The sequence below is a fragment of the Nonomuraea sp. NPDC054003 genome, assembly GCF_055585125.1.
The window spans coordinates 475070-495005 of record NZ_JBVJKR010000005.1; the positions used below are offsets into that span (position 1 = coordinate 475070).

Genomic DNA, 19936 nt, shown 5'->3' on the forward strand with positions numbered 1-19936 from the left:
TGACTAGTTGGCAGACCCGGCGGTCGCCGGGTGGGCGGCGGGCTGCGGGGGTTTCCCGGCGGCCCGGCCGGTGGTGAGGCGCTCCAGGACCCAGAGCACGACGGTCCCGGCGGACAGGACGGCGCCCAGGACGCACACGGCGGTCCAGCCGCCGTGCACCCAGACCACCGAGGTCAGCGCGGAGCCCACCGCGCCGCCGACGAAGAAGGAGGTCATGAAGGCGGAGTTGATCCGGTTGCGGGCCTCGGGCCGCAGCGCGTAGATGACGTTCTGGCTGCTGTTGAGCACCGCCTGGTGCGCCAGGTCCAGCACGACCACGCCGGCGAGCAGCCAGATCAGGGAGCGTGTCCCGGCGGCGAGCGCCAGCCAGGACGCCGCCAGCAGGACCGTGCCCGCGCCGGTCACGATCTGCACGAGGCCGCGGTCGGCCAGCCGTCCCGCGACCGTGGCGGTCAGCGCGCCCACGACGCCGACCAGGCCGAACAGGCCGATGCCCGACTCCGACCACTCGTACGGCGCCCCGGCCAGCAGGAAGGTCAGCGCCGTCCACAGCACGCTGAACGAGGCCAGGCTGAGGGCGCCGATGGCCGCCCGCCACCGCAGCAGCGGCTCGTACCGGAACATCGCCATCGTGGAGCGCAGCAGCTTCGGGTACGACAGGCGCCCGCCGTCGCCGCCGAGCCGGGGCAGGAAGACCCGCAGCAGCACGGCCGTCAGCGCCATCAGGGCGGCGTTCACCCAGTAGACCGTCCGCCAGCCGCCCAGCTCCGACAGCGTGCCGGAGGCGGTGCGCGCCAGCAGCAGGCCGAGCATCAGCCCGGTCATCACCGTGCCGACCACCCGGCCGCGTTCGGCGGGTGCCGCCAGCGTCGCCGCGAACGGCACCACGACCTGCGCGCCGACCGAGGCCAGGCCGGTCAGTGCCGTGCTGACCAGGAGCACCGTGCCGTCGGCCGCGGTGGCCGACACCAGCAGGAACACCGCGGTCGCCGCGTAGAGCGACACGGCGAGCCGCCGCCGCTCCACCAGGTCGCCGAGCGGCACCAGCAGGATCAGCCCGAGCGCGTACCCGGCCTGCGCGGCCGTCACCGTGAGCGCCGCCATCGAGGGTCCGAGGCCGAGTTCCCTGCCGATCAGGTCGAGCAGCGGCTGCGCGAAGTAGTTGCCCGCGACCGCCAGCCCGGTCGCCACCGACATGAGCAGGAGCAGCCCGTGCGACAGGCCGCCCTCAGGATGGGGTCTTGGCGTCATGCGTCCCAGCCTGAGGCATGAGCGATCAATGAGTCCAACGCATGTTTGTCATCTCAACGATCGTGAATCACGATTGATCCATGGAGCTTCAGCAGATGCGCTACGTCGTCGCCGTCGCGGAGACGGCCAACTTCACCCGCGCCGCCGAGCAGTGCCTGGTCGTCCAGTCGGCGCTGAGCCACCAGATCGCGCGGCTGGAGCGCGAGCTGGGCGCCAAGCTGTTCGACCGCACGAGCCGCAGCGTCCGGCTGACCCCGGCGGGCGAGGCGTTCCTCCCCGCCGCCCGCCAGGCTCTCGACGCCGCCGAGCGGGCCAGGGCCGAGGTGGCGGCCGCCGCCGGCGAGATCCGCGGCCGGCTCGCCATCGGCGCCATCCCCACCGTCACGGCGGTCGATCTGCCGGTCGCGCTACGACGCTTCCACCTGCGCCACCGGGAGGTACGCATCAGCCTGCGCTCCGGCGCGAGCGAGGAGTTCGTCGAACGGGTGCGGCAGGGCACGCTCGACGTCGCCTTCCTGGGGCTTCCCCTGGGCGTCCGGCCCAAGGGCGTCCGCGGCCGTGAGCTGGCACGCGGCGACCTCGTCGCCGTGGTCGCGCCCGGCCACCCGCTGGCCGACAAGGAGCACGTGAAGCTGGACCGGCTGGCGGACGAGCGGTTCGTCGACTTCCCCGCGGGCAGCGCCGGGCGGATCCAGTCCGACGAGGCCTTCGCGGCGGCCGGGGTGCGGCGCGAGGTCGCCTTCGAAGTGTCGACCCCCGATTTCATGGCTCGCCTGATCCGGCAGGGCCTGGGCGTCGGGATGCTGCCGGCGGCCTTCGTGTCCCAGCTCCCCGACCTGCCCGTGGTCCGGCTCAGCGACGCTCCGGCCCGCGTGGAGCATCTCATCTGGAGCCGGCACCGGCCCTCCCCCGCCGCCGCCGCGTTCCTGTCGGCGCTGGGCGTCCAGGTGTCCGAATCCGGCGCGTGAGACGCGCCGGGCGGCTCACCCCCGGTCGTTCCCGTGGAGCGCCTTGCGGAGCAGGGTGGCCAGCTGGTCCTGCTCGCGGGCGCTCAGGTTGGAGACGGCGGAGCGGGCGAACGCGAAGGACTCCTCGAAGGCGGCGTAGAGGCCGGCGCCCTCGGGGGTGCGGACGATCTGCCGGGAGCGGCGGTCGTCGGGGTGGGGCTGACGGCGGACGAGGTCGCGCGCCTCCAGCCTGCGGATGATCTGGGTGATGTTGGAGGCGTCGCATCCGAGCTCGTCGGCCAGCTCGCCCATGCCGCGCTCCCGGGTCAGGCGCCCCAGCACGCAGGCCTGCGCCACGCTCAGCCCGTGTCGCAGGGCGGCGGTCTCGAAGGCGCGGTCGTAGGCGTCGACGAAGTCGAACATCGCGCGTTCGGCGTCGGTCGACGCGGTGACGGGCCCTGTGGGTAGCGCCATGGCACCACCCTACCAAGAACTTGACGCACTCAAGCATGTGTGCCAGGTTGAATGCTTGATTGACTCAAGCATCTACGAGAGGCATGCCGATGACGGTTACCAGCAAGGGACGGGCCCGGGAGTGGCACCTGGCCCGACGGCCGCGAGCACAGGCGTCGGCCGACGACTTCACGCTGGTCGAAGCCCCGATTCCCGACCTGCGGCCCGGTGAGGTCCTGGTCGCCAACACCCACCTGTCGGTCGACCCGTACATGCGTGGCCGGATGGACGACCGTCCGTCCTACATCCCGCCGTTCCCGCTGAACGCGCCGCTGGAGGGAGGAGCGGTCGGCGTGGTCGTCGAGTCCCGCGCCGACGGTGTCAAGCCGGGCCAGGTGGTCGAGCACTTCCTGGGGCTGCGCGAGGCCGCCGTGGTCGACGCGGCCGGGGTCTCCCCGATCGACACCGGCGATCTGCCCGCCGAGAGCTATCTCGGCGTGCTCGGCACGACGGGCCTGAGCGCGTGGCTGGGCATCACCCGGATGGCGGAGGTACGGCCCGGCGACACGGTGTTCGTCACCGGAGCGGCGGGGGCGGTCGGGAGCGTCGCCGGTCAGATCGCCAGGCTGCGGGGAGCCGGGCGGGTGATCGGCAGCGCGGGATCGCCGGCCAAGGTGCGCCATCTGGTGGACGACCTCGGTTTCGACGCCGCCTTCGACTATCACGACGGCGCGGCCGACGAGCTCCTCGCGCAGGCCGCGCCGGACGGCGTCGACGTGGTCTTCGACAACGTCGGCGGCGTCCAGTTGGAGGCCGCGATCGGCCGCCTGCGGGTCGGCGCCCGCCTGGCCCTGTGCGGGATGGCCAGCCAGTACGACGGCCGCGAACCGCACGGCGTGCGCAACCTGTACGAGCTGGTCACCAAGCGGGCGACCGCACGCGGCTTCCTGGTCGCCGACCACCGGGACCAGATGCCCGCCTTCCGGGCCGAGGTGGGTTCCTGGGTGCGCTCAGGCGAGATCGTGCACCGGCAGACGGTGCTCGACGGCATCGAGCGGGTGCCCGAAGCCCTGCTGGGCCTGCTGCACGGCGGAACGTCCACGATCGGCAAGGTCGTCGTCCGGCTCGGGGAGCGGGCATGACCCGCACGGTGCTGGTGACCGGGGCCCGGGGCAAGACCGGGAGCGAGGTGACGGCCCGGCTGCGCCGCTCCGGGACCCTCGTCCGGGCCGGGTCGTCGCGGCCCGCCGCCGATCAGGTCCGCTTCGACTGGCACGACCCGGCGACCTGGCGCGAGGCGGCGGACGTGGACGCGATCTACCTGGTGCGCCCCGACCTGCCCGCCGCTCCCGACCTCATGGCCGGCCTGGTCGAGGTGAACCCGGACGCCCATGTCGTCCTGGTGTCCGAGCAGGGAGCCGAATCGCTCGCGCCGGACCACTGGGCTCGCCGGGCCGAGGACGCGGTCGTCACCCGGGCCGCCTCCTGGACGCTGCTGCGCCCGTCCTGGTTCCATCAGGTCCTGACCGACCCCCGCTTCTACCGGGACGCCATCCGTGACGACCGCGTCCTGAGCCTGCCCTCGGGCGGCGGCCCGATCGCGTGGGTGGACGCGCGCGACATCGCCGACGTGGCCGTGGCCGCGCTCGGCGCGCCGGAGGATCACCGTGGCCGGGCGCACACGATCACCGGTCCGGAGGCGGTTCCGGTCGCGTCCGTCGCGCGGGAGCTCTCCGCGCGCCTGGGCCACCGGATCCGCGCCGAGGACCCGCCCCCGCACGAGACCCTGCACGGCCTCGACCCCTGGACGGCGGGCATCCTCGACGACCTCTACCACCGCGTCCGGCACGGCGGCTTCGCCGAGCTCTCGCCGGCCGTGAAGCGGATAACCGGGCGTGAGCCCACCTCGATGCGGGAGTTCATCGACGCCCACCTGGACGAATGGAGGACGAGCGCGTAGCGCTCAGCCGGCCGCCGCGCCGAACCACCGGGACAGCCCGCTGGTCAGCTCCCGCTGGTCGTCGCCGGCCCACGCCACGTGGCCGTCCGGCCGCAGCAGCGCCGCGGGCACGTCCAGCTCCTCGCTGCCGTCGACGACGTGGTCGACCCGATCGGCCCACCCCTCCACCGAGAGCCGGCCGGTCCGGTCGAGCAGCAGCCCGCGGCCGCCGCGCATCAGCTCGTAGAGGCGGCCGTTCTTCAGCGGCACGTCCCGCATCCGCCGGCCGAGCAGTTCGTGACCCTCGCCGAGGTCGTAGCGGATCCCGATCGCGACGATCTTCTCGATCAGGTGGCGGTTCACGTCCTCGAAGTCCATCAGCTCCGACAGCAGCCGGCGCACCGCCTGCGGGCCGGGCTCGGTGGACATCAGCTCCGCCTGCGCGCGGGTGTTGTCGAGCACGTCGGCCGCCACCGGGTGCCGTTCGGCGTGGTAGCTGTCCAGCAGCCCCTCCGGCGCCCAGCCGGCGACCTCGGCGGCCAGCTTCCAGCCGAGGTTGAACGCGTCCTGGATGCCCAGGTTGAGCCCCTGCCCGCCCATCGGCGGGTGGACGTGCGCGGCGTCGCCGGCCAGCAGCACCCGGCCGGTCCGGTACCGTTCGGCCAGCCGGGTGGCGTCGCCGAAGCGGGACAGCCAGCGGGGTGAGTGCACGCCGAAGTCGGTGCCGGCGACCTTCCGCAACTGCCGCCTGAACTCCTCAAGGCCAGGCGGGACCGAGCGGTCCTCGGCCACCCCCTCGGCCGGCACGACGACCCGATACAGGCCGCCTTCGCCGAAGGGCCCGACGCCGAACCTCAGCTGGGTCCTGCGGACCTCGGCCACCACGGCGGCCACCGTCTCCTGCGGCACCCCCACCTCCATCTCGCCCAGCAGCGTGTCGGCCCTGGAAGGCTCGCCGGGGAAGCCGACGCCGAGCAGTTTGCGCACCGTGCTGCGGCCGCCGTCGCAGCCGACGAGGTAGCGCGCGCGCAGCCGCGAGCCGTCGGCCAGCTCGGCGGTCACCCCGTGCTCGTCCTGGCTCAGCCCGGTCAGCTCGCGGCCGCGCCGGACGTCGGCGCCGAGCTCGGCGGCGCGCTCGGCCAGCAGGCGGTCGGTGACGGGCTGCGGGATGCCGAGGACGTACGGGTGGGTGGTGTCCAGCAGGCCGGGCGACGGCTTGGCGATGCCGGCGAAGAACCCGCCGAGCGGGTGCTTCCGGCCCTCCGCCAGGAAGCGTTCCAGCAGGCCGCGCTGGTCCATCACCTCGATGCTGCGCACGTGCAGGCCGAGGGAACGGACGTTCGGCGTCGGTTCGGTCTCCTTCTCCAGCACGACCACGCGCACGCCGTGCAGCCTCAGCTCGGCGGCCAGCATCATGCCGGTCGGCCCGCCACCGGCGATGATCACGTCAATCATGGAAATCCCCCATTGTCGAGCTCGCGTGTCGGCCGACGATTCTGCGGTACGACCCGGGTCTTGCCGCAAGCCCCCCTGTCCGCTATACGTTGAGAGTGGCAAGAGGTGGGTGATCCCTCTTTGTCACGCCCTCCCCCCGTACCGTGCGCCGTTCGGCGCGTGATCCGTGCGGGATGTGCGACGGATGGCGGCTGATCCGCGGGAGTGGCGGCCGGGAGGATGCTCTGCATGGCTCCCGAACTCGCAACGAGGCAGCGGTCCGCGCCACCACCGGTGGGGCTGTTACGCCCTTACCTGGGAAGTTTCGCCGCCGTGGTCGTCCTGCAGGTGATCGGCTCGGTCGCGGGCCTGGCGCCGCTGCTGGCGGTCGCCGAACTGGGCCGCGCCCTGCTCTCGCCCGGCCCGCTCGATCACGGCCACGTCCGGATCGTGGTGATCGCGGGCGCGGCCGGCCTGCTCGTCCGGCTGGTGTTCACCGCGGCGTCGTCCGGCATCGGACATCTGCTCGACGACCGGGTGCAGCTGGCGTTCCGCCGGCGGCTGGCCGAGCGGCTGGGACGTGTGCCGATCGGCTGGTTCTCCCGGCGCCGTACGGGCGAGCTGGCGAAGGTCGTCGGCGACGACGTGAGCGCCGTGCACCCGTTCGTCGCCCACGCCCCCGGCGAGCTCGTCGCCGCCTTCGTGGTGCCGCTGGTGTCGCTGCTCTACCTGTTCGCCGTCGACTGGCGGCTCACCCTGATCACGCTGGTCCCGGTGGTGCTGGCGGTGGCGCTGGTGCCCTTGATGATGACCCCGGCCCGGCTGCGCGAGCAGAAGGCGTTCGACGCGGCCATGGGGCGCGTCGCGAACACGGTGGTCGAGTTCGTGCGGGGCATCGCGGTGGTCAAGGCGTTCGGCACGGGCGAGCGCGCCCACCGGAGGTTCGTGACGGCCGTGGACGAGTTCGTCGCCGTCTTCTTCCGCTGGGTGCGCGGCATGTCGGTGATCGCCGCGGGCATGCAGCTGGCGCTGTCGCCGCCGTTCGTGCTGCTGGCCGTGCTGGCCGGCGGCGCGGCCCTGATCACCTCCGGTGACCTGCCCCCGGCAGACCTGCTGCCCTTCCTGCTGCTCGGGCTGGGCCTGACCGCCCCGGTGGCGGCTCTGGGCCACGGCTTCGACGACATGCAGGCCGCCCGGCGCGCGGTCGGCCGCATCAAGGAAGTGCTCGCGGTGCCGCCGCTGCCCGAGCCCGTCCACCCGGCCGCACCCCGGGGGCACCGCGTGGAGCTGCGTGACGTCCGCTTCGGCTACGAAGCCGGCCGCGAGGTGCTGCGCGGGATCGACCTGGTGCTGGAGCCCGGCACGGTCACCGCGGTCGTCGGGCCGTCGGGAAGCGGGAAGTCCACGCTGGTCCAGCTGCTGCCCCGGTTCTACGACCCGACCGGCGGGTCGGTCACCCTCGGCGGCGTCGATCTGCGCGAGATCGGCAGCCGGGACCTCTACCGGATGGTGTCCTTCGTCTTCCAGGACGTCCGGCTGCTGCGCGCCTCGGTGGCGGACAACATCGCGCTGGCGGTCCCGCAGGCCGGCTTCGACGACGTGGTCCGCGCCGCCCGGCTGGCGGACATCCACGACCGGATCCTCGAGCTGCCTCGCGGATACGACACGGTCATCGGCGAGGAGGCCGGGCTGTCGGGCGGCGAGGCCCAGCGGATCTCGATCGCCCGCGCGCTGCTCGCCGACGCGCCCGTCCTGGTGCTCGACGAGGCGACCGCCTTCGCCGACCCGAGGACCGAACAGGCGGTGCGCCGGGCGCTGGCGACCCTGAAGGACGACCGGACGATCCTGGTCATCGCCCACCGCCTGGAGACCATCGCCGACGCCGACACGATCGTGATGCTGGACGACGGGGTGATCGTCGAGCGGGGAAGCCCCGCCGAGCTGCTGGCACGGGACGGGGAGTTCGCCGCGTTCTCGCGGACCTACCGGTCGGCGACCGCCCTGACGCGAGGAGGAGAGCCTCGATGATCCGCATGCTGATGCGCGTGCTGGGACCCGAGTACGCCGGGCCGGTGCGCCGCACCGTGGCCCTGATGACGGTGACCGCGATGGTGGAGGGCCTGTCCTACGGGCTGCTCGTCCCGGTGCTGCGCGCCCTGTTCGGCGGCGATCCGGGCGGGGCCCGGCCCTGGCTGGTCGCGTTCGGGGCCGCGGTCGCCGTCTACGCCGTGCTGCGCTACCTCAGCGACCTGTCCGGCATGCGCGGCGCGACCGTGCTGCTGCGCGGCATGTTCCACCGGCTCGGCGACCACCTGGCCCGGCTGCCCATCGGCTGGTACGGCGGCGCCCGCGTCGGCGAGGTGCCGGTGCTGGCCAGCCGCGGCGTCCTGGAGGCGATGGGGGTGCTCGCGCACCTGCTGGCGCCGTACGTCTCGGCCTGTGTGACCCCGCTGACGATCATCGTGGTGATGCTCGGCTTCGACTGGCGGCTGGGGCTGGCCGCGCTGGCCGCCGCCCCGGTCGTGGCGGCGATCCAGGTCTGGACGGGACGCTCGATGGCCGCGTCCGACGCCGAGCGGCACGAACGCGGCCACCAGGCCACCGGGCGCGTCATCGAGTATCTCCAGGCCCAGCCGGTGCTGCGGGCCGGCGGCCGGACCGGCGAACGCTTCCGGCTGCTGGACGACTCGCTGCGTGAACTCCAGCGCGCCTCCCGCCGCACCGTGCTGTCGGCGCTGCCGGGCGTGCTGGGGCTGACGCTCACGGTCCAGGCGGTGTTCACCGCGCTGCTGGCCCTGGGCGCCTACCTCGCGCTCGGCGGGGACATCGGCGCCGCCGAGCTCCTGGCGATCCTGGTGCTCGCCGCCCGCTGCGCCGATCCGCTGCTGTCGCTGTCGGACCTCGGCGGCAAGCTCCGCGCGGCGCGCGCCGAACTGGGCAGGCTCGACGCGGTGCTGAGCACCGAGCCGCTGCCGGAGGCCTCCGACCCGGTCCGGCCGGCGCACCATGGCCTGGAGTTCGACTCCGTCACTTTCCGCCAGGACGGCCGCACGGTGATCGACGACCTGTCCCTCTCCGTACCGGAAGGACAGCGGCTCGCCGTCGTCGGGCCGTCGGGCGCGGGCAAGAGCACCCTGCTGCAGCTGATCGCGCGGTTCCACGACGTGGACGCGGGCGCGGTGCGGGTGGGAGGCGCCGACGTGCGCGACGTCGGCACCGAGGTGCTGACGTCGCGGATCGCCATCGTCTTCCAGGACGTCTACCTCTTCGACGGCACGATCGAGGAGAACGTACGGCTCGGCCGTCCCGACGCCGGCGAGGCCGAGCTGCGGGCGGCGGCGACGGCGGCGCGGCTGGACGAGGTGATCGAGCGGCTGCCCGGCGGCTGGGCGGCGAAGGTCGGCGAGGGCGGCGCGCTGCTGTCGGGCGGCGAGCGTCAGCGGGTCTCGATCGCGCGCGCCCTGCTGAAGGACGCGCCGATCGTGCTGCTGGACGAGGTGACCTCGGCGCTGGACCCGGTCAACGAGGCGGCCGTGCACGAGGGCGTCGAACGCCTGATGGCGGGCCGCACGGTGGTGATGGTGGCGCATCGGCTGCGTACCGTCCAGCGGGCCGACCGCGTCGTCTTCCTGGACGGCGGCCGGATCGTGGAGGAAGGCGGCCACGACGAACTGCTGCGCCGCGGCGGCCGCTACGCCGGCTTCTGGCACGGCTCCACCGCGCCGGATATTCGTTGGCGTCACGGTCGCCGGGCGGGTTAGCGTTGCCGCCGTCACGCGTCGGCGGATTGGAGACACCGGATGCCTTCCCAGCTCATCGCGCTCTGCTTCGATGCGCACGACCCGCGAGGTCTCGCACGCTTCTGGGCCCAGATCCTGGGCTGGGAGACGCACGACGGCGTCACGCTCCTGCCGAACGACGACACCGGGTTCCAGATCCGGTGTCTTCCGTCCCAGGAGAAGAAGACCACCGAGAACCAGATCCACTTCGACCTGACGAGCCAGTCCTCCGAGGAGCAGGAGCGGACGGTGGCCAGGGCGCTCGAGCTCGGCGGCCGCCACATCGACATCGGGCAGAGCCCGGACGACGGTCACGTGGTGCTCGCCGACCCCGAGGGCAACGAGTTCTGCGTCATCGAGCCGGGCAACAAGTTCCTGGCCGACTGCGGGTTCATCGGTGCGCTCGCGTGCGACGGCTCGCAGGAGGTCGGATACTTCTGGAGCGCGGCGCTGGACTGGCCGCTGGTCTGGGACCAGGACCAGGAGACCGCGATCCGCTCGCCGCACGGCGGCCCCAAGATCACCTGGGGCGGTCCGCCGGTCGCGCCGAAGAACGGGAAGAACAGGCTCCACTTCGACCTCGCTCCGCCCGCGGACGGGGATCAGCTCGCCGAGGTCGACCGTCTCGTCTCCCTCGGAGCGACCCGGCTCGACGCCGGCCGGCCCGAAGGCGGCCGGGTGCTGATGGCCGACCCCGACGGCAACGAGTTCTGCCTGCTGACCCCCCGCTAGCGGCGCGGACCTCTCACGGCCGCACGCCGCCGGGAAAGCCGGTCCAGCGCAGGTCGGGCGGAAGATGGCTCATGTCGTTGAACATCACGACCGTGGGCGGAAGCCCGGTCCGATACTCGATGACCGTCAGCGCGGTGTTGGCGCTGTTGAGCCCGAGCCACCGCGACGGCGGCGCGTCCAGCGCGTGCCGCACCAGCCAGGCGATCTGGTAGGCATGCGTCACCAGGACCTCGTGGGTGTCGGGCTGAGCCTTCTCGGGCGCCTTCGCGAACCGGGCGACCAGCGCCTCGGCCAGCCGGTGGCCCGAGGCCGCCTCGCTCTCGTCGTAGCCGTCGAAGAAGCCGGCCCAGGACGGCGGTGTCTCGGCCGGGGCGGGCACGTAGGGCACGTGGTCGACGAGTTCGGCGGCCTCGGCCACGGGCACGTCCGGCAGATGCCGGGAGAGTTCGTGCGCGCTCGCCGCGGCGCGTGACAGCGGAGAGTGCCACACGGCGCCGACCGGGAGGCCGGCGAGCCGTTCGCCCAGCAGTTCCACCTGCCGGCGGCCGATGCCGGTGAGTTCCCCGAACGCGTCGGCCGCGCCGTGGCGTGCCAGATAAAGGTGTCGTGTCGGCATGTTCAGGCGCGGGCGCGCGGCCCGCTTCCCCTTTCTCTGTGGTGGAAGGTCCTGTCACGCGTCCGTCGCCGTGACGGTGCCGCCGGTGCCGTCGACGGTGATGACGGCGCCGTCGCGCAGGCTGCCCGTCGCGTCCCGGACGCCGAGGACGGCGGGGATGGCGTGCTCGCGGGCGACGATCGCCGCGTGCGAGAGCACGCCGCCGGTCTCGGTGACGACACCGGCGGCGATGCGCAGCAGCGGTGTCCAGGCGGGGTCGGTGAAGGGGCAGACGAGGATGTCGCCCGGCCGTACCCGCGCGAAGTCGCCGGGGCCGCGGACGACCCTCGCGGTGCCGGTCACGGTCCCGTGGCTGCCCGGGGTCCCGGTGAGCGCGCCGGCCGGGGCGCCGGAAGACGCCGGTGGCGGGGGCGTCGCGGTGACCGGCCGCGCCTGCAGAACCCAGACGCGGCCGCCGGCGATCGCCCACTCGACGTCCTGCGGCCCGCCGAGTACGGCGGCGATCTCCTTGCCGAGCTCGGCCAGCCGGGTGGCGGTCGCGTCGTCGATCGCCGGTCGATCCCGCGTACGGGCGGGCACGTCGCGGGTGACGAGCCGCGCGCCGCGCCGGTCGAGGCGCGTGCGTTTGTCCGCGACGGTGCGGGTGACCGGTCCGTCCGCGGCGACGCGGTAGGAGTCGGGGGTGACCGTGCCCCCGACGACGCTCGGGCCGAGGCCGAAGGCCGCCTCGATCTCGGTCGCGCCGTCCGGGTCCGCAGGGGTGAACATGACCCCGGCCACCTCGGCGTCCAGATGACGTTGCACGATGACGGCCATGGCCAGATCACCGGGCGGCTCGGCGGCGGACCGGTAGCCGATGGCGCGGGCCGAGAACAGCGAGGCCCAGCAGGCACGTACGGCATCGCCGGCGTCGCCGGCCCCGCGCACGGCGAGAAAGCTCTCGTGCTGACCGGCCGCCGACGCCTGCCCGGTGTCCTCGCCCGCCGCCGACGACCGCACCGCCACGGGCGGATCGCCCAGCTCGCCGAGCCCGTGTCCCAGCGCGTCGATCACGCTCGCGTGGACGGGACGCGCCTCGATCGCCCGCCGGGCCGCGTCGCCGTCCAGGCGGCCGAGGCCCAGGTCGTGGACGGCGGCGCGGTAGACGGCGAACGGGACGACGAAGCCGTCGGGAACCGGCCGGCCCGCGCGGAGCAACGCGCCGAGCGCGCCGGCCTTGCCCCCGCAGGTCTCGGCGACGGCCTCCTTGAGGGGTACGATCATCAGCGCCCTTTCAACGAAAAGTTGACAACATTTCGTTGAGTGTGGAGCATGAGGCGCATGTCACGCAACCACGACCCCGGTAGCGGCGCGCACGACGACCACGCCCAGGCGCGCCGCGAGCAGGACGCGCGGGAGCATCTTCAGAGCCTGGGGGCGGACGCGATCGGCGCCCGCCCGTGGCGGCCCGCACCCGTCCCTCCGTCGGCGGTCGACCTCGCGCAGTTCGCCCTCTGGCGCTCCGCCGACCTGGGGCCGGAGGGCATCCTGAGCGCGCTCGCCCTCCTGCCCGCCGCCCGCGCCGAGGTCGAAGGACTCGAATCGGGCCTGTTGTTCACGGCCCGCGCCGCGGGGCTGACCTGGGCGCAGATGGCGCACGCGATGGGATTCAACTCCCCGCAGGCGTGCCAGCAGCGATACATCCGCCTGACGACCCGACAGGACTCCGACTCATGACACCCGACTCCTCGCCGGACCTCCTGGTCCTGCACGCCGTGCGCATCACCGGGTTCGCCGACACGCCGGTGCTCGCCCGGCGGTACGGGCTGGACCCGGCCGAGACGAAAGAGGCGCTGCTCGACGCCGAGGCACGCGGCTGGGTCGCGCACACCTCCTTCGCCGGCGACGGAGGCTGGTCGCTGACCGAGCGGGGCCGCGCCGAGAACGAGCGCCTGCTCGCGGCCGAGCTCGCCCGCGTCGGCGGCGCCGAGGAGGTCCAGGCCGTCTACCGCGCGTTCCTCCCGCTGAACGGCCGCCTCCGTCAAGCCTGCACCGACTGGCAGCTCCGGCCCGCCGCCGGCGACCGGCTCGCGACCAACGACCACTCCGACCCCGCCTGGGACGCCGCGGTGCTGCGCGAGCTCGCCGCCGTCGGCCACGCGCTCACGCCGCTCGCCGACCGGCTCGGGAACGTCCTGACGCGTCTGCGCGGATACGACACCCGCTTCACCGCCGCGCTCACCCGCGCCCGGGCCGGGGACGGAGCCTGGGTCGACCGCACCGACGTCGACTCCTGCCATCGTGTCTGGTTCGAGCTCCACGAAGACCTCATCGCCACACTCGGCCTCGACCGGAACGCGCACCCCTGACCCAGTCCGTACGCGCGATGGATGAGCGATGCTCGCCGACGTGCGCGACCCGCTCATCGCCCGCCATCCGGAGCCTGATCCGGCCCGTGCCGGGATGCGCGAGCGCAGCACCCTCGCGGCCGGACCGGCCGCTGATCACCTTCACCAACTGAGGCCGCGAAGGTCGTGGACGGCCTGGCCACCGTGATCGCCGCCGGGATGGCGTCCTCAAGACGGATGGAAAACATGACATAGGACGTCGGGTTTGAGACCAATCATGGGTTCACCGGTCGGCACCGACGTGGGCGCGGGCCGAGCACCACGGACAGACAAGGACCGCAATGCGCGAAACACCAGAAGATCTCAAGGAGCTTCAGGCCCTCCTGGACGCCTCGCTCTCCCGCTCCACCTCGCACCTGCGCTCGATCGTCACTACCGAGCGCACCCTGACGGCGGAGCAGCTCACCCAGGTCCTCACCGGCATGTGCACCCTCGCGCTCTCGACCGTGACGGCGAAGGGCGAGCCGCGGATCAGCGGTGTGGACGGGCACTTCCTGCACGGAAAGTGGCACTTCGGCACGGCGCCCGGCGCCGCCAAGGCGCGCCACCTCGCCGCCCGTCCCGCCGTCAGCGCCGCGCACATGCGCGGGGAGGATCTGGGCGTGTTCACCCACGGCACGGTGGAGATCCTCAACCCCCGGCACGGCGAACGGGACGCGGGCTGGCCGGACCTGCTCGCCTACCTCAAGAGCTTCTACGGCGACGATTCCTTCGACTGGGACAACGACGTGGTCTACTACCGGCTGCGTCCGCACTGGATGACCGTCTACGCCCCCGACGCCGACAAGCTCACCGCGGCGTCCCGGTCCTGATACGCGGCACGGGCGGCATCGAGACCGGCCAGGTGCTGAGAGACCTGGTGAAGCGGCCGCTCAGTGCCATGGTGACGAGCGCCGCCATGCAGTGGCGTGATCGGTTTGTTCGGCATGGGTGGGGTGCGTGCCCGCCCATGCTCTGCTGTGTCGCGAGAGGATGGACGAAGGTTGACTGCGTTCGTACGGGACGTCGTGAGTGTGGACGGCGAAGCCATCAAGGTGGTGGGGGCTCGTACCAACAATCTGCGGGACGTGTCGGTGAGCATACCCAAGGGGCGGCTCATCGCCTTCACCGGAGTGAGCGGCAGCGGCAAGACCTCGCTGGCCATCGACACCCTGCACAACGAGGCCCAGCTGCGGTATCTGGAGGGACTTTCGCCGTTCGTGCGGCAGTACATCACCCAGCGCAATCGGCCGAAGGTCGACCGCATCCTGGGACTCGGCGCGACGCTCGCGGTCGACCAGCGCCGTCTGAACCGCAACCCCCGGTCCACGGTCGCCACGATCACCGGCATCGACGGGCATCTGGGACTGCTGTACTCGCGCCTTCCCGCGATCGGCGCCGACCCGGCGGAACACGGGAACGGGCCTCTGACGACCGCTCATTTCGACCGCAATACGCCGGAAGGGAGCTGTTCGGACTGCCACGGGGTGGGCGGGCGCTGGCAGGCGCAGGAGGACCTGGTCATCACCCATCCGGAGCTTCCGCTCTTCGAGGGGGCCTCCCCTTGGTACGCGAAGTGGCGGTCGGGGGAACACGCGTTCGTGCCCGCCCTCGCCGAGAAGCGGGGAGTGGACCTCGGCCGGCCATGGCAGTCGCTGCCTGAGGAGTTCCGTCGCTGTGTGCTGTACGGCACGGGAGAGGAGAAGATCGAGGCCACCGTCGACATGACGAACAAGAACGAGACGGCCCAGGTGACCTACACCTCCAGCCAGCCGCTGCGGGGCGCGCTCGCCGAGGTGGAGCGGGTGTTCGTGAACGCCCAGACCTCCAGCGCCAAGGAGCGCTACCTGCCGTACATGCGCAAGCAGCCGTGCGGCACCTGCGGTGGCAGCGGGTACGACCAGGTGGCCCGGTCCGTGCGGCTCGGCGGGTTCACCTATCCCGACCTGATCGAGGTAGAGGTCCGGGAGGTGCGCAGCTGGGCGAGGCGCGTGGCGGACGACCTGGACGCCCGGCGGCGCGAGGTGGGTGAGCCGCTGCTGCAGGACCTGGGCCGCAGGCTGGGGATCCTCGACCGGCTCGGCCTGGCCCATCTCCAGCTGTCGCGGAGTGCGGCGACGCTGTCCGGGGGTGAGTTGCAGCGAACCCGGCTCGCCGCTCAGCTCAGTACCGAGCTGAGCGGCCTCGTCTTCGTCCTGGACGAGCCCGGGACCGGGCTGCATCCGGCGGACAAGGCGCACCTGCTCGACATCGCCCTGGAGCTGCGCAAGGCCGGCAACACGGTGCTCCTGGTCGAGCACGACCCCGAACTGATCGCCCGGACCGACTGGGTGATCGATATGGGGCCCGGTGCCGGCCGCCTCGGCGGTGAGATCCTGGTGTCGGGACCTCCCGCCGACGTGGCCGCCCACCCGGCGTCGCTGACCGGACGCTATCTGGCCGGTGAGGGGCCGCGGCTGCGTCGGACCCGCCGTCCGATCGGTGACGGAACCCGCTGGGTGGAGCTGCACGGCCTGCGCGCCCACAATCTGACCGCCGACCTGGTGCGTATCCCCGCCGGTCGGCTCACCTGCCTGACCGGGGTGAGCGGCAGCGGCAAGAGCAGCCTGCTCGGCGCGCTCGCGGTGAGTGTGGAGGCCGCCCTGAACGGGACGATGACCGACACGGTGCAGCAGGTGATCGGCCTGGAAGGGTTCGACTGGGTCGCCGTCGTCGATCAGGAACCACTCGGGCGGACGCCGCGCTCCAACCCGGCCACCTACAGCAAGGCGTTCGACCTGGTCCGCAAGCTGTTCGCCGAGACCGACGTGGCGCGCGGACGCGGCGTCAATGCCTCCTGGTTCAGCTTCAACACCGCGGGCGGCGGCCGTTGCGAAACCTGCACCGGTTATGGCCGCAAGCTGGTCGACATGCACTTCCTGCCGGATGTGTGGGTGGTCTGCGACGCGTGCGAGGGCCGACGCTACAAGCCGGAGGCTCTGGAGATCAGGTATCAAGGGCTGGCCATCGATCAGGTGCTGGAGCTGACCGTCGCCGAGGCTGTGGAGCGGTTCTCCCAGCCCCGGCAACTCGCGGAGACCCTGGGAGCCTTGAACCAGGTCGGACTCGGCTATCTCCAGCTCGGCCAGAGCGCCACAGAGCTGTCCGGCGGTGAGGCGCAGCGGCTGAGGCTGGCCTCCGCTATCCAGCGCGGCGCCGCAGGCCGCAAGGCGGGCCTCGTCGTCCTCGACGAACCCGTCTCGGGCCTGCACCCGTCCGACATCCAGCGGGTGGTGGACGCGCTCGACGTGCTGCTCGACTCGGGCAACACCGTCGTCGTGGCCGAACACGACATCCCCGTCGCCGCGTCCGCGGACTGGGTGATCGACCTGGGGCCGGGAGCCGGTCCAGATGGGGGCGCGGTGATCGCGGAGGGCACCCCGGACGCCGTCGCGACCGCGGACACCCCGACCGCCGGTTTCTTCCGTCGGTACGCGGCGGGCCTGCCGCTCCTGGAAGTGCAAGAAGACGCGCGCTGCTGAGGGGCGAGGCGCGGTGCGGCCGCTGGTGGTGGAGCGGCACCCCCAAGGGGGTTTCCCGTCCGGCGGCGTGCACCTGGACCTCACCCAGCTTGTTGATCCGCCGATGCACGTCCTGCCGCTGCCGGTAGCCTTAGGCGTCCCGTCCACGCGTGCCCATACGCCGTATCCAGCCGCTCGCCGTACCTCTTGACCTGCGACCTCAGCTGCTCGGCCAGATAGTCCACCACCGGCCACGGCACCGCTATCGGAAGCCCTTTGTACCGGATCGTCCAGATCTGGACGGCCACGCCCAGGCGATGGGAGTCCTGGCGCGATTCGGCGATCACGCCGAGCCGCTCGGGCTCATGGCAGTGGCCCGGCTCCTGGCGGCGAAGACGCTCTCAGCCGAGCCGCAGCTCCGCCGCGACCGCCCGTTCCCGCAACTGCGCGGCCTCGGCGCGGGCCGCCTCCAGCTCGGCACGCACGTCCTCCAGCCTCGACCGCTCCACCCGCAGCTCCAGCAGCGCCTGGTCACGCTGCCGCACCGCGGCGGCGGCCTCCTTCTCGACCCGCTCCCGCTCCCGCCGCACACTCTTCTCGACCTTGGCCGTCTCCGTCTCCGCGGCCTTGCGCGCCCGCGCCACCTCGACGTCCGCCGTCGCGCGCGCCTGCTCGGCCGCCTGCCTGGCAACGGCGGCCTCGTTCAGGGCGATGGCCCGCTCCCGCTCGGCCGCCGCGGCCGAGCGCTCGGCGCTCTCGGCACGCGCGACGGCCCGGTCACGCTCCTGCCCCGCCGCCTCCGCCCGGGCCAGCGCCCCCGCGACGTCCCGTTCGGCCTGCTCACGGGCGCGCACGGCCGCCGCCGTCTCCTCACGGGCGCGATCACGCTCCGCCACCGCCCGCTCGACGTCCTGACCGGCCCGTACGGTCTGCGCCCGCGCCTCCTCAGCCCTGACCTCGGCCGCCTCCACCCGCTCGGCCAGCTCCTGAACCGCCTGGTCGCGGGCCCGCTCGGTCATCTCGACCCGGCGGAGCGCCTCCTCGGCCCGCTGATCGGCCGCCTCCGCGCGCCGGCCCGCCTCCTCGGCCGCCTGGAGCGCCTGGCGTTCGGTGCTCGCCGCTTCCCGCAACGCGGCCAGCGCCTGCTCGCGCGCCCGCTCGGCGTCGGCGAGCGCGGTGTCGCGCTCGGCCTCGGCCTCCTCCGTGCGCGCCCGCATCTCCTGGGCCTGCCGCCGCGCATGCTCGGCCGCCTCACGGGCCAGCCGCACCTGCTCGAACGCCTGCTCCCTCTCGGTACGCGCGATGGCCACCCGGGTGTGGGCCTCGGCCTGAACGGCACTGATCCGCGCCTCGACCCCCGCCGGGCTCAGCTCGTCGGCCAGCGCCCTGGCCAGCGGCTCGATGGCCGCCGACAGACCGCTCTCCATACGCTCGTACAACTGCTCGGCCCTGGCCAGCGCCCCTTCCAGCCCGGGCGTGGCCCGCCGCAACTCCCGCTCCCGTTTCGCGGCGGCCTGGCAGTCACCGTCGGGACAGTATTCCTTCGGCCTCCCTCTCCCCCGCCTCTGCTCGATCGGCGCCCCGCAGTGCTTGCACGGCGTCACCACCACGTCGGTTTCCGTCACGCCAGCATCCTAGCATTATTGATTTTCTGGAAAACAGTATTCATAAAATCGGTTCTGTTGCGTACGAGACGAGCACAGGTTACTTGCGAGAAGGCAACATTCCCGCAAGTAACTATCCGAGACTCCCTCCATGGCCAATACATCTTCAGATGCATCGCCACAGTGGGACCTGGGACCAGCCACTTAAATTTCATGGACGTTCGCCACACCCTTTCAGAGGACGATCCGTGAGCCTATGCCCGTGATGTCGTAGTGTGATCGAGTGAATCTGTAGCGTTACGCCCGGCTGGTGAGCGTGGACGTGCTGAGATAGCCGGGTGAGTGAACGCAAGCCGTACGCGACGGACTTATCCGATGAGCGGTGGGCCCTGATCGAGCCGGTGATCACGGCGTGGAAGGCCGCGCACCCTCGGTCAGCGGCCACCAGGGCAAATACCAGATGCGGGAGATCGTCAACGCGATCCTGTACCAGAGCCGGACCGGCTGCCAGTGGAACTTGCTGCCCCATGACCTGCCACCGCGCAGCGCGGTCATGTACTACTACACCGCCTGGCGGAAAGACGGCACCGACAAGACCATCCACGACCTGCTGCGCTTCCAGGTACGGGAGAACAACCGGCGATTAGCCGACCCCAGCCTGGTCGTGCTCGACACCCAAAGCGTGCGCGCCGCGGCCGGCGTCCCGAAAGCCACCACCGGCCGGGACGCGGCCAAGAAGGTACCGGGTCGCAAGCGCGGGCTGGCCGTGGACGTGCTCGGCCTGGTCATCGCGGTGGTGGTCGCGGCAGCTTCGATCCACGACAACGCCATCGGCACCGCGCTGCTGGACCGGGTCGCCGCCGCCACCCCGCCCGGCAGCGTCCGCACCGCCCTGGTCGACCAGGGATTCAAGAACGCGGTGGTCGCCCACGGCGCCACCCACGGCATCAACGTGAAGATCGTCGAGCGGAATCCCGCCGATGCCGGGTTCGTCCCCCAGCCCAAGCGGTGGGTGGTGGAGCAGGTGCGCCGTGAGGCGCTTGTTGATCGAGTGGAGGTGAAAGACCTGCACCAACCCGCTGTCGCAGCAGTGGGGTTGAAGCTGAGGGCAGCCTGACCCGGGAGGTGCCGGGGAGGGTGAGAAGCAGCCCTGACAAAGCCGGGGCGGGGCCAGTACTGCCAGATGGCCGTGTGCCCGGCGAGCGTGACGGAGAGGTGTACGCGAGAAACCGGTGTGTGAAGCCTCGTAACGAATCCCACCAGCTCGAACCTGGCGGATCTGGGCTGGGAGTGGTGCACGCTCGCCTCGTTCTCG

The 19936-nt window shown here is 72.4% G+C and carries 18 protein-coding genes; 11 read left to right on the forward strand and 7 right to left on the reverse strand.

Translation table 11 applies throughout. The features are described 5' to 3' along the window. Positions 1 to 3: 3 nt before the first annotated feature. Positions 4 to 1251 (reverse strand): MFS transporter, encoded by a 1248-nt coding sequence (locus ACZ6YG_RS15935; protein ID WP_466018398.1) that lies wholly within the window; start codon positions 1249 to 1251, stop codon positions 4 to 6. Positions 1252 to 1331: 80 nt separating this feature from the next. On the opposite strand from ACZ6YG_RS15935, the gene ACZ6YG_RS15940 reads away from it, so the two are divergent. Further along, positions 1332 to 2219, forward strand: coding sequence for a LysR substrate-binding domain-containing protein (locus ACZ6YG_RS15940; protein ID WP_397198875.1), 888 nt, complete (start codon positions 1332 to 1334; stop codon positions 2217 to 2219). Between the two features lie 15 nt (positions 2220 to 2234). Here ACZ6YG_RS15940 and ACZ6YG_RS15945 read toward each other — a convergent pair whose 3' ends face one another. Further along, complete coding sequence (locus tag ACZ6YG_RS15945) at positions 2235 to 2672, reverse strand: MarR family winged helix-turn-helix transcriptional regulator (RefSeq protein ID WP_397198874.1); 438 nt, start codon at positions 2670 to 2672, stop codon at positions 2235 to 2237. Positions 2673 to 2755: 83 nt separating this feature from the next. Between ACZ6YG_RS15945 and ACZ6YG_RS15950 the strand changes: the two genes are divergently transcribed. Next, positions 2756 to 3793, forward strand: a complete 1038-nt coding sequence (locus tag ACZ6YG_RS15950) for an NADP-dependent oxidoreductase (RefSeq protein ID WP_466018399.1) — start codon at positions 2756 to 2758, stop codon at positions 3791 to 3793. Further along, positions 3790 to 4611, forward strand: a complete 822-nt coding sequence (locus tag ACZ6YG_RS15955; RefSeq protein WP_466018400.1) for a Rossmann-fold NAD(P)-binding domain-containing protein — start codon at positions 3790 to 3792, stop codon at positions 4609 to 4611. Before ACZ6YG_RS15950 ends, ACZ6YG_RS15955 begins: the two co-directional genes overlap by 4 nt. 3 nt (positions 4612 to 4614) lie before the next feature. Here the strand turns inward: ACZ6YG_RS15955 and rox are convergent, their stop codons facing one another. Then, complete coding sequence (rox, locus tag ACZ6YG_RS15960; RefSeq protein WP_466018401.1) at positions 4615 to 6045, reverse strand: rifampin monooxygenase; 1431 nt, start codon at positions 6043 to 6045, stop codon at positions 4615 to 4617. A gap of 228 nt (positions 6046 to 6273) precedes the next feature. On the opposite strand from rox, the gene ACZ6YG_RS15965 reads away from it, so the two are divergent. Genes ACZ6YG_RS15965 through ACZ6YG_RS15975 form a run of 3 tightly spaced genes read left to right on the forward strand, consistent with a single transcriptional unit; the run spans position 6274 to position 10535 of the window. Further along, positions 6274 to 8052 carry an ABC transporter ATP-binding protein gene (locus ACZ6YG_RS15965; RefSeq protein WP_466018402.1) on the forward strand — a complete coding sequence of 593 codons (1779 nt, stop codon included), beginning with the start codon at positions 6274 to 6276 and terminating at the stop codon, positions 8050 to 8052. After that, positions 8049 to 9785 (forward strand): ABC transporter ATP-binding protein, encoded by a 1737-nt coding sequence (locus ACZ6YG_RS15970; protein WP_466018403.1) that lies wholly within the window; start codon positions 8049 to 8051, stop codon positions 9783 to 9785. The genes ACZ6YG_RS15965 and ACZ6YG_RS15970 overlap by 4 nt, the downstream gene beginning before the upstream one ends. 39 nt (positions 9786 to 9824) lie before the next feature. Further along, entirely contained in the window at positions 9825 to 10535 is a 711-nt protein-coding gene (locus ACZ6YG_RS15975) for a VOC family protein (protein ID WP_466018404.1), read from the forward strand. A gap of 13 nt (positions 10536 to 10548) precedes the next feature. Here ACZ6YG_RS15975 and ACZ6YG_RS15980 read toward each other — a convergent pair whose 3' ends face one another. Both ACZ6YG_RS15980 and ACZ6YG_RS15985 read right to left on the reverse strand, forming a co-directional pair. Then, entirely contained in the window at positions 10549 to 11151 is a 603-nt protein-coding gene (locus tag ACZ6YG_RS15980) for a histidine phosphatase family protein (protein WP_466018405.1), read from the reverse strand. A 54-nt stretch (positions 11152 to 11205) separates the two neighbouring features. Next, a complete protein-coding gene (locus ACZ6YG_RS15985; RefSeq protein WP_466018406.1) occupies positions 11206 to 12414 on the reverse strand; it encodes a PEP/pyruvate-binding domain-containing protein in 1209 nt (402 codons plus the stop codon). A gap of 57 nt (positions 12415 to 12471) precedes the next feature. Here ACZ6YG_RS15985 and ACZ6YG_RS15990 point away from each other — a divergent pair, with 57 nt between their 5' ends. The 4 genes from ACZ6YG_RS15990 to ACZ6YG_RS16005 all read left to right on the forward strand — a co-directional run bounded on the left by ACZ6YG_RS15990 (position 12472) and on the right by ACZ6YG_RS16005 (position 17038). Next, the gene (locus ACZ6YG_RS15990; protein ID WP_364236167.1) at positions 12472 to 12867 is read left to right on the forward strand and encodes a DNA-binding protein; all 396 of its coding nucleotides are present in this window, start codon (positions 12472 to 12474) and stop codon (positions 12865 to 12867) included. Continuing rightward, a complete protein-coding gene (locus tag ACZ6YG_RS15995; protein ID WP_364236169.1) occupies positions 12864 to 13499 on the forward strand; it encodes a transcriptional regulator in 636 nt (211 codons plus the stop codon). Before ACZ6YG_RS15990 ends, ACZ6YG_RS15995 begins: the two co-directional genes overlap by 4 nt. Positions 13500 to 13819: 320 nt before the next feature. Beyond that, positions 13820 to 14350, forward strand: a complete 531-nt coding sequence (locus tag ACZ6YG_RS16000) for a pyridoxamine 5'-phosphate oxidase family protein (RefSeq protein WP_466018407.1) — start codon at positions 13820 to 13822, stop codon at positions 14348 to 14350. A gap of 171 nt (positions 14351 to 14521) precedes the next feature. Beyond that, positions 14522 to 17038: an excinuclease ABC subunit UvrA gene (locus ACZ6YG_RS16005; RefSeq protein ID WP_466018408.1), complete on the forward strand. Its 2517-nt coding sequence runs from the start codon at positions 14522 to 14524 to the stop codon at positions 17036 to 17038. 80 nt (positions 17039 to 17118) lie between these two features. Here the strand turns inward: ACZ6YG_RS16005 and ACZ6YG_RS16010 are convergent, their stop codons facing one another. Continuing rightward, entirely contained in the window at positions 17119 to 17364 is a 246-nt protein-coding gene (locus ACZ6YG_RS16010) for a DUF4158 domain-containing protein (RefSeq protein WP_466018409.1), read from the reverse strand. Positions 17365 to 17418: 54 nt separating this feature from the next. Continuing rightward, positions 17419 to 18642: a coiled-coil domain-containing protein gene (locus tag ACZ6YG_RS16015; protein WP_148031683.1), complete on the reverse strand. Its 1224-nt coding sequence runs from the start codon at positions 18640 to 18642 to the stop codon at positions 17419 to 17421. Between the two features lie 391 nt (positions 18643 to 19033). Here ACZ6YG_RS16015 and ACZ6YG_RS16020 point away from each other — a divergent pair, with 391 nt between their 5' ends. Further along, positions 19034 to 19738: an IS5 family transposase gene (locus ACZ6YG_RS16020; RefSeq protein ID WP_466018410.1), complete on the forward strand. Its 705-nt coding sequence runs from the start codon at positions 19034 to 19036 to the stop codon at positions 19736 to 19738. Positions 19739 to 19936 lie beyond the last annotated feature (198 nt).

Bases quoted from the DNA above. Each gene is read 5' to 3' on its own strand.
- ACZ6YG_RS15965 (WP_466018402.1), top strand. From the start codon at position 6,274: ATGGCTCCCGAACTCGCAACGAGGCAGCGGTCCGCGCCACCACCGGTG.
- ACZ6YG_RS16000 (WP_466018407.1), top strand. From the start codon at position 13,820: ATGCGCGAAACACCAGAAGATCTCAAGGAGCTTCAGGCCCTCCTGGAC.
- ACZ6YG_RS15955 (WP_466018400.1), top strand. From the start codon at position 3,790: ATGACCCGCACGGTGCTGGTGACCGGGGCCCGGGGCAAGACCGGGAGC.
- ACZ6YG_RS15995 (WP_364236169.1), top strand. From the start codon at position 12,864: ATGACACCCGACTCCTCGCCGGACCTCCTGGTCCTGCACGCCGTGCGC.
- ACZ6YG_RS15975 (WP_466018404.1), top strand. From the start codon at position 9,825: ATGCCTTCCCAGCTCATCGCGCTCTGCTTCGATGCGCACGACCCGCGA.
- ACZ6YG_RS15950 (WP_466018399.1), top strand. From the start codon at position 2,756: ATGCCGATGACGGTTACCAGCAAGGGACGGGCCCGGGAGTGGCACCTG.
- ACZ6YG_RS15985 (WP_466018406.1), bottom strand. From the start codon at position 12,414: ATGATCGTACCCCTCAAGGAGGCCGTCGCCGAGACCTGCGGGGGCAAG.
- ACZ6YG_RS15970 (WP_466018403.1), top strand. From the start codon at position 8,049: ATGATCCGCATGCTGATGCGCGTGCTGGGACCCGAGTACGCCGGGCCG.
- ACZ6YG_RS15940 (WP_397198875.1), top strand. From the start codon at position 1,332: ATGGAGCTTCAGCAGATGCGCTACGTCGTCGCCGTCGCGGAGACGGCC.
- ACZ6YG_RS15980 (WP_466018405.1), bottom strand. From the start codon at position 11,151: ATGCCGACACGACACCTTTATCTGGCACGCCACGGCGCGGCCGACGCG.
- ACZ6YG_RS15990 (WP_364236167.1), top strand. From the start codon at position 12,472: ATGTCACGCAACCACGACCCCGGTAGCGGCGCGCACGACGACCACGCC.
- rox (WP_466018401.1), bottom strand. From the start codon at position 6,045: ATGATTGACGTGATCATCGCCGGTGGCGGGCCGACCGGCATGATGCTG.
- ACZ6YG_RS15945 (WP_397198874.1), bottom strand. From the start codon at position 2,672: ATGGCGCTACCCACAGGGCCCGTCACCGCGTCGACCGACGCCGAACGC.
- ACZ6YG_RS15935 (WP_466018398.1), bottom strand. From the start codon at position 1,251: ATGACGCCAAGACCCCATCCTGAGGGCGGCCTGTCGCACGGGCTGCTC.